This is a genomic window from Pseudomaricurvus sp. (assembly GCF_965662505.1).
In the GTDB taxonomy this organism is placed as follows: Bacteria; Pseudomonadota; Gammaproteobacteria; order Pseudomonadales; family Cellvibrionaceae; genus Pseudomaricurvus.
On record NZ_CBFIHX010000012.1, the window covers coordinates 1 to 17,403 of the forward strand.

Sequence of the window (17,403 nt, forward strand, 5' to 3'; positions counted from 1 at the left end):
CATCAGTCCCTCGTCTTCCTCCATTTCAATAGGAGCAATATCGTCTGTCTTTTCAGCGTCAGGACGATTTTCTGGTTCAGGGTCGCTTTCAAGCTCAGGGCTGTTTTCAGCGCTTTCAGAAGCCTTGGGATCGTCATTTTCTTGCGCGGACTTTTCGTCCGGTGTTTCATCCGTGTCCGCCTCGGCGTCAGACACAGCCTGTTCCAGTTCTTTCAGGCTGTCGTCTTTTCCGGTGCCCATAACCAGACGATAGGCCATAAACGCGATGAACAATAGAAGCAAATTACCGCCGCCGATCACAGCGTACAATAGCCAATCCGGCATTTTAGCGGGTAATGTCTCTTCTGGCAGTTCTTTCTCTGGCTCGACGGTCGGTGCCGGCTCTTCATTAACTTTGGTTTCTTCAACGACAGCCTCTTCAACTACGGCAGGCTCAGGTTCTTTTGCAGGAGGAATCATGCCTTCTACTTCGCGCACTTGCATGTAGTGCGTCAATTGACGCTGAAAGCTTTTACCATCCACTACAACGGTGAGCTTATAACCTCCCGCTTGGTGAAAGACATCCAATTGTGCTGAATAGATACCATCCGTGGGCGGCACTTCGCCGCTCAATACTTTCTGCCAAACTTCTTTTGCAGCCGTTTCGTTTTTACCAACCTCTGCATCGCCATCCTGCTCCAACTGATGAACAGCACCGGTGACCGTCAGCAATCTCAGAAAATCAGCATCGGTGATCGTCCCCTCCTGATCTTGCATCAGCAAAGACAAATCCAATGTTTGATCCCAAAACACGTTATTGGGCAGCGGTTTTAAAAACAAGTTGAGGTTACTGACAATAGTGATTCGACTGTCCGGCGCAACATCCGCCAATACTTGCCACTCACCTTCCACGGGTTGTTGTAGGGTCACCAGATCGTACTGATCCGTGCGATACCAGTTCACGTCCGTCGCTTTTTCCTCAAACTGATATTCCTCTCCGTCCGGACTCAGCAATCGAGTGGGTGAACTGCCCGGCTGACGAAAGATTAGCGCGGTAAACTCTTCAATGCTCGAATCCACCAGAAAACGATTGTCCGACAGGGGCAATTGCTCCGCAGGCGTCGTCTGGTCAAAGATTCTCAAAAACACCTTCATTAACTCATCGGCTGTGTGCGCTACCGCGGACACGCCGCCAGTAGTCAATGCCAATTCGTCCATCAGCTTTTTGTCAGCGTGATCCGACAAGGCAATGGTGTGTAAGGTAAATCCCGAAGACTCAATATCAGGCAGAACGCTTTCAAGTATCCGCTGCCGTTCCAATTGGTTTTTTTCTGGATCTTTGTCGATATCCACCATGCCATCGGTCAGCAGGATAATATGGGTCTGGTAATTGGTATTAGGGATATCGCGATCGTAAGCCGCTTTTTCCAACGCCTCACCGATGTTAGTAAACAGGCCATTGGACGTAATATGCCGGGTTTGTCGGGCGGCACGTTTTGTCCAGACATCGCTCACTTCGCCATGGGACACCAACATGTTGACGTACTGACCAAAGGTCCAGACGCCGGCTTTACTGGTGTCCGGCAGTAACTGTAGCAGTAGCTCCAACGCAGGCTTACGCAAGTTGGCGGGATCATTCTTTTTCATGCTGCCGGAGATGTCGATCACTACGCGGACATCAGTAAATTCCGGAGCCTCAACCGAGTCTTCATCTACAGCTTGTGACCAAACAGAGGACGACCCCAGACAGCAGACCAGGAGCAGACACCCGATGAGCTTCCGCAAGGGCTTCTCTGGCATACACGGCTTATTAAAAAGACAAAAAGACAAGGACTTGGGTTTCATGAATAGACTCGCTGAATCCGGCATCCAGAGCGAGCATCACCCCGTGGCCGTATTTATACATCACTGTGTCTATAAATACGGCCAGAAACCCAAATGCTTTAGAAAAACAGCAAAGAAATGGTGGGTTATTTCAGTTTTAAAACAAGTAGCCCTAGGTTTAAAACAGGAGGCCCTAGGTTTAAAACAGGAGGCCCAGAGTTAAACCAGCAGATCCGCCATGCGACGGCCTTTTTCGGTGAGATACCAGCGAATACCGTGCAGACCGCTTACCTTACCCACCAACTCTTTGGCAGACAGCTGAGCCAACGCTTTGCCGGTAGCGGTTTCTTCCGTACCCACTTGCCGACTTAAACCGGCCAGTGAGCGGAAAGTATAGCGTTCAGACGCCAGTGACTTGAGGGTTTTCTGAGCAGTCTCATCCAGATCCGCGTCCAGCTCAGGGGTTGTGCCGTCATCCAGCGGCGCATCCTGCTCCGTTTCTGCTTCAACCAGCGGCAACAACTCATCGCGCAACACACGCAGCTCCTGCTGAGCGGCTTCAGACTGAGCGCGAGCCAGAGTTGCTTCACGCAGAATACGGTCGGAGGTATTCACGATCACCACCCGCGCTGCAATCGCAGCAATCAGGCAGAAACCGGTGTAGATCAGCAAACGGGAGGGATCGCCCTGAATTTCCAGAATCAGATCGCTGTTCACAAAATCGAGGATCACCGGAACCAGAAAGGAGGCGCCAATACCGATCACGATACAACGTGGCAAACTGCCTGAATCACTGGTGTTCTGGTTCATCTGGTAGTAGTTGATCAGGCCGCCAAATATGCCTGAAACCAGCATGATCGCTGCCAGAATAAAAATATGATTCCCCATGGAACGCTCCTAATTGATAGTCCGTTATTCTTTTAACTATTTAACGACTGCTTTTAACTATTTAACTTAACTATTGGTAAAACAACTTCTCTGAGATAAACGCTTTGGTTGTGATTGTCCACGGTATCGCCACAGGGATACCGTTTAAGCAGTTTCCGCCTCAGCCTCAGCCGTGTGCGTATGCTCTTCTTTGACTCGCTTTCTATGCAGCCAGTAGCGGCAAGCGCCGTCCCACAGCAAAGCCACGACAACACCAAATGCCAGGAATCCTAACCAGCTTGGGCCAACACGACTGAAGCCTTCCTGCCCGCCGAATACGGTTTCCATCAGCATCATCAAGGTGGCTGGCGCCATTTCTGTGTGATCTTCACCAATACTGAATGGGCACACCAGAGCTACCAGCATCACGCTTCGCAACACACGTCTCACGGTTGACCAGCCAATTCCCCGGGTAATCCGCCACCAGAAAATGAACAAACCCAGCGCACCCAGCAAATAATACATCCAGGCCACATGCGGATTGTCCAACATCGAGCCTTCAAACCATGAAGCGTCTATCATCTATTGTTTCCAAATTTTTCTTTGATGTTCACCGGTTAGCGTATGCAACCAACGGGGTTATTCCACCCAGTGAACAACGTAGTCTTCCAATTCATCTTCAGGAATATCGCCCTCGGCGTAAACCCTTCCCCGCACGGAAATTCCCGCTTTGTGGACTGAATCCCGATTGCCGGAAATCAGAGGGTGCCAGTCGTAGAGCGGTTTGCCTTCAGCAACCAGTCGGTAGGCACAGGTCTGTGGCAGCCAGTGGAAAAGCGTCACATCCTCAGGTTTAAGATCGATACACTCAGGCACCAGTTCCAGCCGTTGACCATACTCGCGACAACCGCCCTTGTCCCGATCCAGATAGCGGCAGGCGACGCAAGTGTAATGCACCTCACCGGTATCTTCATCTTCCAACTTATGGAGGCAGCATTTTCCGCAACCGTCGCAGAGAGATTCCCATTCATCTTCCGACAATTCGGACAGGGACTTACGTTCCCAAAAGTGGGCAAATTGAGCAATCATACCGTAATCTGATTTAAATCCTGACAGTTCAAGAGAATGGCCACTTCTGTGACAACCTTTCTACCGTCATTGCGAGGAGCACAGCGACGCGGCAATCCATGGTTGGCAGGGTCTAGATGCAGTGTGCTAATAATGGATTGCCGCGTCATTTCATTCCTCGCAATGACAATGCTGTCTTTTTCAATCGGCTGCTGCAACCGGCTGCTGGAGGGTAAATTCGTCACTTGAGGTTCATTTTGGTGTTCTGCAAGTGAATATCGAGCATCTCGCTGTCTTTGGCTGGCGGCATTTGCAGATAGTAACCATTCACTTGTAACTGCTCCATCACACGCTCAGCGTCGACACGAGCCAGCTTTTTACCCGCTTGCAACAACAGGGTCATCACATGACGAGGCTTGCCAAACCGGTCCAGCAGCGCTTCTGGAACCCGGGTCAGAGCCTCTGACTTCGTCACATAGAGATACATCTCTTCATCAATCGGGCTTCTGTAGATGTCGCAAATAATTTTCATAGTAATCCTATTCCGCGCTGGCACCGGTCACTGGCGCTCCTCAGCCTTTTTGATTTGAATCCCACAGTCAATATTGTTGGTCCAACTCGATACGCACTGAACCCAGCGACATAAGGTAATAACCGCCATTACCACGTCTGAGCAATATCCAGTAACCCTCGACCAACCACGTCACGCCGCCAGCCTGACAAGCGCTCATTTAAACTATAGACGTCATTTTCCATGCCAGAGCGCACAAGATCTTCATAATCCTTTTTCCGCACCAGAATTTCGGGGGCAATCACCAGCTTTTCGGCGGTTTCCCGCGTGTGATTTTTCAACGCCTTCATCAAATCCCCCTGCTCTGGCGGCAGTGGTTTAGGCAATCGTTCAGGGCACTCATAGTCGGGCTTCTGTCGCTGTTGGGCGATGATGGCAAGTAACTGCTCACCATCGGCTTTGAGCGTACGTGCCGTCATCCCTTCCAGTCCGGCGATCTGTTTCAGCTCGGTAGGCTGATAGCGAGCCATATCCCACAGGGCGCGCTCTTTAATCAGTCGGTTGCGGGGGATATCCCGCTCCCGGGCCTGCTCTTCACGCCAGGCGGCCAGCGCCTGCAGCGTCGCCAACTGGGGTCGATTTAATTTCCAGGCGGATTTAATTTTCAGGTACATCTGATCATAATCTGTACCTCTTTCGGCCTGAGACACTATGTCGGCGCAATCCGATTCTACCCAGGACAAGCGATCATCCTGCTTCAGTTGCTTCAACAACAGGCCGTACACCACCAGCAGATAGGCCACATCCAGAGCCGCGTACTGCAGCTGAGGCTGACTTAACGGGCGCTGCAGCCAGTCGGAGCGGGTTTCGCTCTTTGGCACCTCAACCCCCAACATGACTTCCACCAGCTTCGCATACCCCAGAGAAAAACCCTTCCCGGCGACCGCGGCGGCCAACTGAGTGTCGAATACTGGCGATGGCGTGATGCCCAGAAACGTCTGAAATACCTCCATGTCTTCTGAGCAGGAATGCAGCACCTTGGTGATGTTGGGGTTAGTCATAATCGCAGCAAACGCGGAAAAATCATCGATCGACAGCGGATCCAGTAAATAACACCCCTGACCATCTCCCACCTGAAACAAGGCGGCAATGGGAAAAAACGTCGTGCTGCGCATAAATTCTGTGTCCACAGCGATGGCCGCCTGCTGGCTCCAGCGCTCACAAAGACGTTCCAGCTCTGCGGTTTCAGTGACCCAAATAGGCTCTGAGGGAATAATAGACATGCAGTTACTCAGTTAACGGAGAGATAAGACAACAACAGATAAATGCCAAACGGCACGGTTATACCGCGCGTCGGGAGGACAATGCGTGAGCCAGAGTCCCGCCGTCGATGTATTCCAGTTCGCCACCCAAGGGCACGCCATTGGCGATACGCGTCACCTGCACCTTCTGTGCCTTGGCCTGATCCGCAATGTAATGAGCGGTAGCTTCACCTTCGACGGTAGGATTGGTGGCAAGGATCAATTCCTGAATCTCGCCACTTTGTAAGCGGGTCAGCAACACATCCAGACCAATATCAGCCGGACCGATCCCATCGATGGGCGACAAGTGCCCCATCAAAATAAAATACTTGCCCTGATAGACCCCGGCAGACTCCATTGCCAGCACATCGGCCGGCGTTTCCACCACACACAGCAGAGAATCATCACGGCGAGGATTCGCGCAAATACCGCAGACGGCCTCTTCGGTCAGTGTCCGACAGCGGCCGCAATTGCCCACGCCTTCAACGGCTTTTCCCAGACTGGAGGCGAGACGAGATGCCCCTTCACGATCTCGCTCCAGCAGGTGCAAGGCCATGCGTTGAGCGGATTTCGGACCCACACCGGGCAAGCAGCGCAAACTGCTCATTAACTCATCAATTAAGGGGCTAAACATAAATTACGCTTTACGACTCACGCTAAGTTTACAAGTCACACTCAGTTTACAACTCAAACGACAGTGGGTACTTCGAATTAAAACGGCATTTTGAAACCCGGTGGCATTTGCATGCCGGAGGTCAGATCGCCCATCTTGTCTTTGGTATTCGCTTCGACCTTGCGTACCGCATCGTTTACCGCGGCGGCCAACAGGTCTTCCAGAATTTCTTTGTCTTCGGTCAACAGGCTCGGATCAATGTCTACAGCTTTGACATCGTGCCGACCGGTCATGGTGACCTTGACCAGCCCCGCACCGGATTCTCCCTGGACTTCTGCCTCAGCCAACTCTTCCTGCATTTTCTGCATGTTGGCCTGCATTTCCTGGGCCTGCTTCATTAAATCGCCAATGCCTTTCATAGTTACCTCTCAATGCCCCCTAAGGGGTGATCTGACATGATTTATTCATCCAGGATGGGACGAACGGACTCTTCGTCCAACACACCTTCAAACTGTTGCAATAACTGCTGCACCACAGGATCCGTATTCATGGCATTCAACGCATAGGCGTGCTGTTCCTGACGAATACGGATGGCACAGGCCGCTGGAGTTTCGGCAGTTACCGTACCCAGCTCAATCACGGCGGTCATCGGTTGACCAAAATACTGCCCCAGCAGATCCGACAAGCGCCCCTGATGGCCCTCGTCATAGAGCGTGCTGTGGTTGTGATCCAGCAGAAAATACCACTGATCGCCTTCGATATGCTGCAGTAAACAATTCGAGACCGTACTCTGCAGCACACCACCGACTCCCAGACCGGCATAGAGCTCAATCCAACGGTCAGGCGTCATGGCTGACAGAGGAATCTTTTTTAACTCGGGGCTTTTCACCTCCGGCTTCTCGACCACGGGCACCTGACGCGCGGGCTGTAAGCCCATTGCCGTCATCTCTTCTGGAGACAGACTGCGCTTTTGAGCCTCACCCGCCTGGGCGGTTTCATTTACTGAAGGTGGCTCAGGAGCAGGAGGTTCAGGAGCCGATGGCTCAGAAACATGCTCCACAGGTCTGGCGTGTTCGGTTTGAGATTCCGGCTGAACTTGTTGCGGCTCTTCTGCTACCGGCTCAGATTTTACTTCTGCCTCTGGCTGAGGCTCTTGTGGCTGATGCTCTTGCTGAACTTGAGGCTCTTGTGGAGTTTGAGGCTGCGGTGCAGGTGGCGCGACTTGCTGCGGTGCAGGCTCGGGTTCTGCAACGGCTTGCGGTGCTGTCGGTGTGGATTGCGGCAGCGGCTGTGTCGGCACACTGTGTACACCCTGCGGGCGGAACGCCATCATGCGCAGCAGTACCATTTCAAACCCGGCGCGCATATCCGGCGACATCGGCAGGTCACGACGCCCCATCAGGGCGGTCTGATAAAAGAGCTGTACGTCTTCAGGCGGTAATTGCTGCGCCAGGGTCAGTATTTGTTGCTGATCCCCCCGGCTGTTGTCCACGGCCTCCGGCAAAGCCTGTGCAATGGCAATACGATGCAGCGAGGACAGCAACTCGGCCAGAGCACCACTGTAATCCGGCGCATGCTCCGACAACTCATCAACCGCCTGCAAGACCGCCTGCCCCTGACCGGAGACCAGTGCTTCGAGCACCCGGTAGACCAGATTTTGGTCGATGGTGCCCAGCATGGAACGCACTTCACTTTCAGCAACCTTGCCACCGCCAAAGGCAATGGCCTGGTCCGCCAGACTCATGGCATCGCGCATACTGCCATCGGCAGCGCGGCCCAACTGCCACAGTGCAGATTCTTCAAACGGCACCATCTCTTGCTCAAGCACGTACTGGAGGTGCCCGACGATGCGTTCGGGGTCCATATTCTTCAAATGGAATTGCAGACAGCGAGACAGGATCGTCACCGGCAACTTTTGCGGATCAGTCGTAGCCAGCAGGAATTTCACATGGGGTGGCGGCTCTTCCAACGTCTTCAACAGCGCATTAAAACTGTGGCTGGAGAGCATGTGCACCTCATCGATCAAGTACACCTTGTAGCGCCCACGGGTCGGCGCATATTGAACGTTTTCCAATAGCTCGCGGGTATCTTCAACCTTGGTACGCGAGGCCGCATCCACTTCGATCAGATCAACGAAACGTCCCTCAGCGATTTCAACACAGGCGCCGCACTGGCCGCAGGGCTCAGAGCTGACGCCAGATTCACAATTCAGGCATTTGGCCAGGATGCGAGCGATGGTGGTCTTCCCCACCCCGCGAGTGCCGGTAAACAAATAGGCATGATGCAGACGATTGTGATCCAGCGCGTTCACCAGCGCTTGCAGCACGTGCTGCTGTCCAACCAGCTCACGGAAAGTCCGCGGACGCCATTTTCGGGCAAGAACTTGATAGCTCATGGAGGTTGGGGGTTCCTTGTCTGTCATCAGAATGTACGTATCGGATCAGCGATTATATCGACTGATGCTGCCGGTGGCGAGCTACCCACGGAAGAGAACAGTAATAGACCGATATATAGAAGAAAGAATAAAGTACGGAAGAAAAAACAGAGGAGTTTCGCAGAAATTGGGTGGCGGCTCAGACCAGCCACACCCCGGCACATGAACTCACTGCTACCGTTGCTCCCTTCCGGGCCTGGCGGAGTTCACAGCTAATCATTGCGAGGGGACCAGAAAGAGCCACCATTGCGAAACGCGGGCGATTATTCCTTTTTCAGCGAGGGATTGCAAGCCGCGGAGACGTAAAGTTGAAGGATGAACTGTTTAAATCTATCTTTCCTTCGCTCAATAAAAAAGGGCCCACCCTTGCGGGTAAGCCCTTTTTATTAAATGGCGGAGAGGGAGGGATTCGAACCCTCGAAGCCTTGCGACTTACACACTTTCCAGGCGTGCTCCTTCGACCACTCGGACACCTCTCCAGCTGCTGAAATGGCAGATTAATCACAACCCTGCTTCAGCGAGGGCGGTACAATACACAAATGATTTCTGAAAGGCAATCTCATTTAGCCGGCCACGGGTGAAAAAAATCTGCCGGGTCAGGCTTGGGGGCTGTCTTCAAGGGAGCGGAGCGCGTCCCAAGGTAGATAAAGCCGATAATCTGCTCGCCTTCTTCCAAGCCAAGGCCCTGCTTAACCTCCGGATGCTCAGCCATGGCACCGCTGCGCCAGTAGGCACCCACACCCACAGCAAAAGCGCCATTGATCAGGTTTTGAGCAGCAGCGCCCGTGGCCAATATCTGCTCGATGTGCGGTACCTTGGGGTGCTCGATTTTTTTGGCGATGGCCACAATCACCAGCGGCGCACGAAGAGGCATCTTCCGAAAACGCTCACGCTGCACATCACTCAAATTCGGGTCATCTTGCAAAGCCGCCTTGGCGTAGAGTTCACCCAGACGTTCAAGCCCCTCGCCTTCGACCTCCAGAAATCGCCACGGCTGCAAGTTACCGTGATCTGCAGCGCGCAAGGCGGCGCGGTACATCACCTCGCGTTGCTCAGCTGTCGGTGCCGGTTCTGTCAACTTGCCGCAGGAGACGCGGTTTAACAATAATTCTGTGGCTTCCATGATAAGCGTCCTAACATCAGTAAATTGCACAGAGCCAGAATTTAACCCACCGATCCTCTGCGCCTATGGGCGGCCATTTTAACCACTCACCCACTCCCTGACCACCAGGACGCCTTTCCTGCAAAACTGGCCTATAGTTGAAGAAGCTGAACTGAAGAACCTGAGTTGAAGAATCTGATTTGAAGAACCTAGGCTGAAGAACTTGTTCACTGAAGAGCCCTGAGGCCAAACAGCCCTAAATCATTCACCTTCCGATGAGTAGACATCATGCGCTGGAAAGGTAGACGACAAAGCAGCAATGTAGAGGATCGACGCGGTGAATCCAGCGGTTATTCCGCGGCCGGTACGGGCGCAGGCGCCGCCATGCTGTTTCGCTTTATCCCTCGCATGCTTGGCAGCAAATCGGGCCGAGTGATCCTGATCGTCGGCATTCTGGTTATCGTCGGCAGTCGCTTCTTCGGCATTGATTTATTGCCTTTTCTGCTCGGCGGAGGCAGCCCTGCAGTCACTCAAAACAGCCGTGAGCCGACCCCCGAAGAACAGGAACTCAGTCAGTTCGTCGCGGTTGTACTTGCAGACACAGAAGACACCTGGAACAGCATCTTTCAATCACAGGGACAACAATACCAAGAACCTTCACTGGTCTTGTTTTCCGGCAGCGTCCGATCGGCTTGCGGTCAAGCCAGTGCTGCCGTCGGCCCGTTTTACTGCCCCGCCGACCGGCAGGTCTATCTGGATTTGTCATTCTTTCAAGACCTCAAAAGCCGTTATGGCGCGCCAGGTGATTTTGCTCAGGCGTACGTCATTGCTCACGAAGTCGGTCATCACGTCCAAACCTTACTGGGGATTAGCAACCAGGTCAGACAAGCCGGACAAGGGAAAAGCAAGGCTGAAGTGAACGCCCTGTCCGTTCGTCAAGAGCTGCAGGCCGACTGCTTCGCCGGTGTCTGGGGGCACAGTGCCCAACAAGAACAACTGCTGGATCCCGGCGATCTCAAAGAAGCCCTGACGGCCGCCACCGCCATTGGCGATGACCGTCTGCAGAAACAGGCTGGCGGGCAGGTGGTGCCTGACAGCTTCACCCACGGCTCATCCGAACAGCGTGTTCGCTGGTTTCGCAAAGGCTTTGACTCCGGCGACCTCAACAACTGCAACACCTTCGCAGCGCAGCAGTTATAGGGCTTTCGGTTGCGGCAGTTATAGGACTTTTATAGGACTTTCAGTTAGAAACACACAACCTCCAGCTTAGCGCCCAACGAAATCTATATCTAAAAATATATTTCGAATAACGATAAGAAAGATTTCTGCCTACTTCCGCCTGAAAAATTAACACTATCGTCTTTGTGAAACCGGCCGATAGCGGTAGTTCAACCAATTGTTCTGGGAGGAGCAACTTGATATGCAGGTTTCACATTGGGTAATTTTTGGCGTTATAGAGCTGATCGGGTTATTAATCCTGATTTGCCTGTATCTGCTGATGCACACCCGCAGCCTCAAACAATTGGTGATACGTTTGCAGTCGCGACTTAAACGCGTGGCATTCGATCTGAAATCGACCCGCCAGGCCAGTAACGATCCGGTCTCAGAAAGCTCTTCTGCCGAAGACACAGACAGTGAAGAGGCAGACAACGAAGACGCAAGCGCAGACACTCCTCTTGAAGAAATGGATGCTGAAAGCCTTCGCCAGGCCCTGTCAGACAGCAGGCGTCGAGTCGAAAACCTGGAACAGTTTAAGACGCTATTCTTTGAGCTGGAGGAAAAGTGGCAAAACGCCCAGGATCAGGCGCAGGAATACCACCTCAAGATCACCGATCTGACCGCAGACATAGACCAGAAAGACGAATTGGACACCTTACTGCAGGGCTATCAGTCCGCATACGACGATTTCAGCCAATCGCTACAACAGCCAGGTCAAACAACAACGAATCAGCTTGATGCAGCCCCCTCCGCCGACCATGAAAGCCCACCACAGCTGGCTTCTGACGAACTGGAACGCCTCAAGTCCATCGCCAGCAATCAACACAATCTAATCAGTGAACTGCAGCAGCGACTTGCTGTGGCTTATTCGAGTGCTGATAAGGAAGCACTGATCAACGACCTGAAAACCCAGCTGGACCAGCAGCTGCGCTACCTGAGCGAATCGGAAACCTGCGTTAAATTGATGGAGAGAGAACTGAACGACGCTCACGAACAAATCACCAAGCTAAAATCACACTTAACCAGTCGCGATCACCAATTGCGCCACGACAAGGAAGAGAATCACGACTTACACCGCAAACTGGCCAACCAGGAAGGGGAACACGAGCAAAAGAACCAAGCCATTCAGAGGCTAAAACAAGAAAATGAACAACTGGTTATGCAAATGCAAACCAGCCTGGATGGCGGACCGTCCAATGAAAGCGATGATTTCGACAAAGAAATGAGCCGACTGCAAAGCGAATACAGCAGCCTTGAACACCGATACACAGAACTGGAAAGTAAATATCTGGCTCTCAGAATGAAAGCCTAATTATGAAGGTCTAATAGAGACAGAATGAAAGCTTGGTAAGTAACCGAAGGGCCTAAGACAAATCGTTAGCTTTAGCTTTTTAGCTATAAGAATGCCTGATTCCATTAGCTATACGACTAACAAGACCCCAAAAGACGGTTTTTGCGCCAAAAAAATGGCGATGCAGCGGTAAACCCTACACACAAGGTTAGACAAAGCTTGCTAAAAACCCTAACATCGAACCTTATGCCGAAGAAATGGGTGTCTTCGACCTGCTTCGCAAAACCCAGGAAAATAATGCCTCGCAATTACTGCCAGGTGGGTTTCTGCCAACCAGATGGTTTCTGCATCTCTCACTGAGCAGAAACCGTTGTGCAAAGGATATTGCAAACGAACTCAGAAAAAAGAGTACAACCACTCATTTTGAGCGGTCAAAATATCAACTCAGCCATTTTTGGTAGGAGCAGACGCCAACCTCACGGTAGGCAGAGTCACAGCAATGACAGACGACCCTAACGCCCAGATGGATTCTGTAAAGTCGCAGTACTATTTCAGAGCATTAATATGCTTTGCGGCATCTGGCACCCTGGCGTCTCAGCTCAACCTCAGCAACATTGATTTCTTCAAAGCTGGCACTATTCTTTTCAGCCTGATTTATATTTACGTAGCCTACCGTATCTGTCGGCAGGTGGGCGCCGAACGCCTGCCCGAGGTTGTGCGCTGGCTGGGTTGCGCTGATTCCATGCTGCTCGGGTTTATTCTGGCCCTCTCCAGTTTCAGCCTGCTTCCCACTCTACTGTTTGTCACCATGGTCCAGTTCAATGCCCTGCTCAACGGTGGCGGAAAAAAGTGGGCTCATGACAACCTGGCCATGACGGCAGGTATCGCGCTGGGCCTGGTGGTGTACCAGCCCCAGTGGATTCTGTCGTCGCAACTGAGCATCAGCTTTGCCAGCCTGATTGGTATTCTCACCTATTTTTGCGCCTCGGCTTTTTACACCTACAGTCAGATTGCCGGCCTGCGCAAACAAACCGATCTACTGAATCGCGAGAAGAACACCTTCAAGATCCGCGCTTACAAGCTCTCCCGCTACATCAGCCCGCCGGTGTGGTCTGCCATCAATGAAGGGCGCGACAGCACCCTGCAAACCGAGCGCAAGCGCCTCACCATCTTCTTCTCCGACATCAAGGATTTCAGCCAGCTGTCGGAAGAAATGGAAGCCGAAGCTCTGACCGAGATCCTCAACACCTACCTCAAAGAGATGTCGATGATCGTCAGCCAGTATGGCGGCACCATCGACAAATTCATGGGCGATGGGATTATGGTGATCTTTGGTGACAATCAGAGCAAAGGCATCAAGAACGACACTGTGCAGTGCGTATCCATGGCTCTCGCCATGCGCAAGAAGATGAAAGTGCTGCAAAAGCAGTGGCAGGATCAGGGGATTAAGCGCCCCATGCAGATCCGTATGGGGATCAACACCGGCTACTGCACCGTCGGTACGTTCGGTACATCCCACCACCTGGATTACACCGTACTGGGTACCCACGTGAATCTGGCGAGCCGCCTGGAATCAGCCGCTTCGCCGGATGAGATTCTGGTCACCCATGAAACCTGGTCACTGTGTCGCGAAACCATTATGTGTCGTGATAAAGGTGAAATCGGCGTGAAAGGTTTCAGCCACCCCATCAAAGTTTACAGCGTGGTGGGATTACGCAAGGATCTGGGCAAAAACCAGAACTATTTCGAACACAGCCTGGACGGCTTTTCCATGCATTTGGATATGGATAAAGTTCGGAACTACGACCGTGAACGGGCCATCAAGGCACTGGAAGCGGCTGCCGACGCCCTGAAAGACAAGGTTATCTAGCCTCTCTCCCATCCTGATCACTGCTGCTCCGGCACTCTGCGCAGCACAGCACCCGATCCAGCTGTTCTTATTTCACACAACCTGTCTGTTCTTACCCGGCAGCTGTCTATTGCTTACCGGGCAACTCTTGCTTGGCCAACCCTACTGCCTAACCGCCCCTACTGCCTGACCAACCTTACTTCCATCGGTCCTTCCGAGCCATTGGTGCGGTAAGGATTGATATCCAGTCCGCCGCGGCGGGTATAGCGTGCATAGACTGTCAGAGCTTCCGGCTGGCAGCGCTCCTGGATTTCCAGAAACATGCGCTCGACGCAATGCTCGTGAAAATCCTGATGCTCGCGAAACGAAATAATGTACTTCAGCAGCGAGGCTCGATCAATCTGAGCGCCACGGTACTGCACAAACACGCTGGCCCAATCAGGCTGTCCAGTGACCGGACAATTACTCTTAAGCAGGTTGCTGTACAGTGATTCACTGACAATCTTTTCCGGCTTATGCAGTGTCAGGAGATCCGGGCTGGGTGAATAGCAGTCGATCTTGACCGGCTCATCGTCAATGCATTCGCCCGTAAAGTGCCCCAGCCCTTCCAGCGCAACCCCCTGAAGAGGCTTCAAACGCACCATAACCGTTGCGCCAGCAGCACTCGACAGGTCGGATTCCAGCGTTTGGGCAACGCTTTGAACATCTGAAAATGCAGTCTGATTGAACGAATTCAGGTACAACTTAAAAGATTTCGACTCGATAATCGCCGGACTGTTGGCCGGGACTTCAAATTCGGCAATGGCCACCACAGGCTTGCCATCATTATTGAGCCAGGAGATCTCATAAGCCGTCCAGATATCCACTCCGCGAAACGGCAGCGAACCCGGCTTGATACCCAGCTCGCGACGGGACTGCTGCCGCGGAATCGGGCACAACAGCGACGGACTGTAAACGGAAACATACTCTGTGTTCTTGCCCAGCAGGGTTCCCTGATGAGGGTCTGTACCAGCCATATTCAATACCTGTGACGCTTATTCACTAATTCAATGCGCATAAAACGCTGTTTTTCTGCCGCAACCTTCATGCCCTAAAAGGCAACCCATCACGCCCGCAGACGTTTGCCGGTTTTCAACAGGTGCAGGCAATAGGCGGTTAACGCCGCAATAAACACCAACACACCCACAAAGGCAAAACCAATATTAATGTCCGACACCCCCAAGACCCCATAGCGGAAGGCATTCACCATATAGAGTACGGGGTTCAGCTGCGATACCCCCTGCCAGAACTCGGGCAACAAACTGATGGAATAGAAGACGCCTCCCAGATAAGTCAAAGGAGTCAAGACAAAGGTCGGGATGATCGAGATATCATCAAACGAGTTGGCGTAGACGGCATTCACAAACCCCATCAGCGAGAACAGCACTGAAGTCAGCAAAACAATCGCCACCGTGATACCGAAATGCTGGATGTGCAAACGGGTAAACAGCAGCGACACTACGGTCACAATCAGTCCGACCATCAGCCCCCGGGCCACGCCACCGCAAATGTATCCCAGTAAAATGATGTAATTGGGTGTCGGCGACACCAGCAACTCCTCGACATTGTGCTGAAACTTGGCACTGTAAAAAGACGACACCACATTGGAATAGGAGTTGGTGATCACCGACATCATGATCAACCCCGGCACCACAAACGCCATGTAATTGAAGCCACCCATCTCACCAATGCGAGAACCGATGAGGGTTCCGAAAATCACAAAGTACAACGCCATTGTAATCACTGGCGGCACCAGAGTTTGCACCCAGATGCGCATAAAGCGGTGAATTTCTTTGCGGATAATGGTGGTTAATGCAATCCACTGTTCCTGCGGACTCATGCCTTCACCTCCACTTTATCCGCTTGGACTGAACTATCGACTTTATCTGCATTGCCATTGACCAGGGAGACAAACAGCTCTTCCAGACGATTGGACTTGTTTCTCATACTGACCACATGCACTCCACTTCGGGTGAGGGATTCAAAGACCTCATTGAGGGACCCCCCTTTTTCCACTTCGATTTCCAGACTGTGCTCTTCGACCAGCTTGAGCTGATAGCCTTCCACTTCCGGCGCACGGGTCAGTGCCTCGCGGGTATCCAGTACGAACACCTCCTTGTTCAGTGTCTTCAACAGCGCCTTAATGCTGGTATTTTCCACGATATTGCCCTTATCAATAATGGCAATGTTCCGGCACAGGCTTTCGGCCTCTTCCAGATAGTGGGTGGTCAGAATAATGGTGGTGCCTTTGGCATTGATATCCTGCAGGAATTCCCACATGGAGCGACGCAGTTCGATATCCACACCAGCCGTTGGCTCATCCAGAATCAATAGGCGGGGCTCATGCACCAGCGCACGGGCAATCATCAAACGGCGCTTCATTCCGCCGGACAGCATCCTCGCCGGCGTGTGACGTTTATCCCACAGCCCCAACTGCTTGAGGTATTTATCGGCCCGCTCTTCCGCCAAAGATTTTTTCAAGCCGTAGTAGCCGGCCTGATTCACAACGATGCTGCGCACCTGCTCAAACTGCGAAAAGTTGAACTCCTGAGGCACAATGCCCAGCTGTTTTTTGGCAGTGGCAAAATCCGTATCAATGTCATGACCAAAGATGGAAACCTTTCCACCGCTTTTTGTCACCAGAGAGCAGATCACACCGATGGTGGTGGACTTGCCGGCACCATTGGGACCCAGCAATGCAAAGAAGTCGCCCTCTTTCACCTCCAGATCAATGCCCTTCAGTGCTTCAAAACCATTGTCGTAGGTTTTGGTCAGCTGCTTGATTGATAACGCCACACTCATATGTATCCACCTGAATTAATGCTTGTCGCTCAACGCCCTATGGCTTCTTGCCAGTCAATATTGGGGTAGAATGGCAGAATTAAAGATGAGGAACCCCATGAAGAACCAATACGTCCAGTTTCATCGCAACCTGCTACAGGCACTACAGCAAGCTGCGGCCCAAGCCATGCCAGTCAACGAACTCAGTGAAGAGGATCAGACCCTGTTGTCTCAACTTGACCTGCTGGCCAACAGTAAAGCCTTTGACGAAACATTTATCGCCACCGGCCAGCAGGCGCTGTGCCGCATTGTGGCGGCTTACCCGAATCTGGCTCCGCAGGTATCGAGAGATCTGTTCTGGCTGTTTGGAGGCGACTGCCTGCACTACATGCCGGATGAGGAAATCTCCCTCTACCAGCAATTAGACGAACTGCGCTTTGAGGCGGAGAATGATAACACCGATTTCGATTACGAAAAGCAAAGAGCCCGAATTCTCGGTCTTCACTGAACTCTCGGCTTTCACCAA

General features: G+C 52.3%; 19 protein-coding genes, 1 tRNA gene and 1 other RNA gene. 5 read left to right on the forward strand and 16 right to left on the reverse strand.

The features are described 5' to 3' along the window. On the reverse strand, positions 1–1,764 hold a 1,764-nt coding region (locus ACTG33_RS02810; protein ID WP_439133666.1), incomplete at its 3' end, for a VWA domain-containing protein. Between ACTG33_RS02810 and ACTG33_RS02815 the strand changes: the two genes are divergently transcribed. After that, a complete protein-coding gene (locus ACTG33_RS02815; protein WP_439133667.1) occupies positions 1,751–2,026 on the forward strand; it encodes a hypothetical protein in 276 nt (91 codons plus the stop codon). The genes ACTG33_RS02810 and ACTG33_RS02815 overlap by 14 nt on opposite strands. Here ACTG33_RS02815 and ACTG33_RS02820 read toward each other — a convergent pair. From ACTG33_RS02820 to ACTG33_RS02875, 12 genes are all read right to left on the reverse strand, one after another. After that, positions 2,023–2,691: a YEATS-associated helix-containing protein gene (locus ACTG33_RS02820; RefSeq protein ID WP_439133668.1), complete on the reverse strand. Its 669-nt coding sequence runs from the start codon at positions 2,689–2,691 to the stop codon at positions 2,023–2,025. The two genes, ACTG33_RS02815 and ACTG33_RS02820, sit on opposite strands and share 4 nt — an antisense overlap. 144 nt (positions 2,692–2,835) lie before the next feature. Further along, entirely contained in the window at positions 2,836–3,252 is a 417-nt protein-coding gene (locus ACTG33_RS02825; protein ID WP_439133669.1) for a hypothetical protein, read from the reverse strand. 57 nt (positions 3,253–3,309) lie between these two features. Continuing rightward, on the reverse strand, positions 3,310–3,759 hold the full coding sequence (locus ACTG33_RS02830; protein ID WP_439133670.1) for a YcgN family cysteine cluster protein: 450 nt from the start codon (positions 3,757–3,759) through the stop codon (positions 3,310–3,312). Then, entirely contained in the window at positions 3,756–3,983 is a 228-nt protein-coding gene (locus ACTG33_RS02835) for a hypothetical protein (protein WP_439133671.1), read from the reverse strand. Before ACTG33_RS02835 ends, ACTG33_RS02830 begins: the two co-directional genes overlap by 4 nt. Then, positions 3,980–4,270, reverse strand: a complete 291-nt coding sequence (locus ACTG33_RS02840) for a YcgL domain-containing protein (protein ID WP_439133672.1) — start codon at positions 4,268–4,270, stop codon at positions 3,980–3,982. Before ACTG33_RS02840 ends, ACTG33_RS02835 begins: the two co-directional genes overlap by 4 nt. Positions 4,271–4,398: 128 nt before the next feature. Next, the gene (gene rnd / locus ACTG33_RS02845; RefSeq protein WP_439133673.1) at positions 4,399–5,532 is read right to left on the reverse strand and encodes a ribonuclease D; all 1,134 of its coding nucleotides are present in this window, start codon (positions 5,530–5,532) and stop codon (positions 4,399–4,401) included. Positions 5,533–5,590: 58 nt separating this feature from the next. Further along, on the reverse strand, positions 5,591–6,184 hold the full coding sequence (recR, locus tag ACTG33_RS02850) for a recombination mediator RecR (protein WP_439133674.1): 594 nt from the start codon (positions 6,182–6,184) through the stop codon (positions 5,591–5,593). 77 nt (positions 6,185–6,261) lie between these two features. Then, positions 6,262–6,582, reverse strand: a complete 321-nt coding sequence (locus ACTG33_RS02855) for a YbaB/EbfC family nucleoid-associated protein (RefSeq protein ID WP_439133675.1) — start codon at positions 6,580–6,582, stop codon at positions 6,262–6,264. 41 nt (positions 6,583–6,623) lie between these two features. Then, on the reverse strand, positions 6,624–8,558 hold the full coding sequence (dnaX, locus tag ACTG33_RS02860) for a DNA polymerase III subunit gamma/tau (protein WP_439133676.1): 1,935 nt from the start codon (positions 8,556–8,558) through the stop codon (positions 6,624–6,626). A 178-nt stretch (positions 8,559–8,736) separates the two neighbouring features. Then, an RNA gene (gene ffs / locus ACTG33_RS02865) (signal recognition particle sRNA small type) lies at positions 8,737–8,833 on the reverse strand. Positions 8,834–8,988: 155 nt separating this feature from the next. Next, a tRNA-Ser gene (locus ACTG33_RS02870) sits at positions 8,989–9,076 on the reverse strand. Positions 9,077–9,156: 80 nt separating this feature from the next. Then, on the reverse strand, positions 9,157–9,720 hold the full coding sequence (locus ACTG33_RS02875; RefSeq protein WP_439133677.1) for a nitroreductase family protein: 564 nt from the start codon (positions 9,718–9,720) through the stop codon (positions 9,157–9,159). A 267-nt stretch (positions 9,721–9,987) separates the two neighbouring features. On the opposite strand from ACTG33_RS02875, the gene ypfJ reads away from it, so the two are divergent. The 3 genes from ypfJ (at position 9,988) to ACTG33_RS02890 (ending at position 14,078) form a co-directional block, all read left to right on the forward strand. Further along, positions 9,988–10,899: a KPN_02809 family neutral zinc metallopeptidase gene (gene ypfJ, locus ACTG33_RS02880; RefSeq protein ID WP_439133678.1), complete on the forward strand. Its 912-nt coding sequence runs from the start codon at positions 9,988–9,990 to the stop codon at positions 10,897–10,899. Between the two features lie 220 nt (positions 10,900–11,119). Further along, on the forward strand, positions 11,120–12,229 hold the full coding sequence (locus ACTG33_RS02885) for a hypothetical protein (protein ID WP_439133679.1): 1,110 nt from the start codon (positions 11,120–11,122) through the stop codon (positions 12,227–12,229). A gap of 478 nt (positions 12,230–12,707) precedes the next feature. Continuing rightward, entirely contained in the window at positions 12,708–14,078 is a 1,371-nt protein-coding gene (locus ACTG33_RS02890; protein WP_439133680.1) for an adenylate/guanylate cyclase domain-containing protein, read from the forward strand. A gap of 158 nt (positions 14,079–14,236) precedes the next feature. On the opposite strand, the gene queF is transcribed toward ACTG33_RS02890, so the two are convergent. From queF to ACTG33_RS02905, 3 genes are all read right to left on the reverse strand, one after another. Further along, positions 14,237–15,073, reverse strand: coding sequence for an NADPH-dependent 7-cyano-7-deazaguanine reductase QueF (gene queF / locus ACTG33_RS02895; RefSeq protein WP_439133681.1), 837 nt, complete (start codon positions 15,071–15,073; stop codon positions 14,237–14,239). A gap of 89 nt (positions 15,074–15,162) precedes the next feature. Beyond that, on the reverse strand, positions 15,163–15,936 hold the full coding sequence (locus ACTG33_RS02900; RefSeq protein ID WP_439133682.1) for an ABC transporter permease: 774 nt from the start codon (positions 15,934–15,936) through the stop codon (positions 15,163–15,165). Beyond that, entirely contained in the window at positions 15,933–16,898 is a 966-nt protein-coding gene (locus ACTG33_RS02905) for an ABC transporter ATP-binding protein (RefSeq protein WP_439133683.1), read from the reverse strand. Before ACTG33_RS02905 ends, ACTG33_RS02900 begins: the two co-directional genes overlap by 4 nt. Positions 16,899–16,995: 97 nt before the next feature. Here ACTG33_RS02905 and ACTG33_RS02910 point away from each other — a divergent pair, with 97 nt between their 5' ends. After that, positions 16,996–17,385 carry a PA2817 family protein gene (locus tag ACTG33_RS02910; RefSeq protein ID WP_439133684.1) on the forward strand — a complete coding sequence of 130 codons (390 nt, stop codon included), beginning with the start codon at positions 16,996–16,998 and terminating at the stop codon, positions 17,383–17,385. Positions 17,386–17,403: the final 18 nt, after the last annotated feature.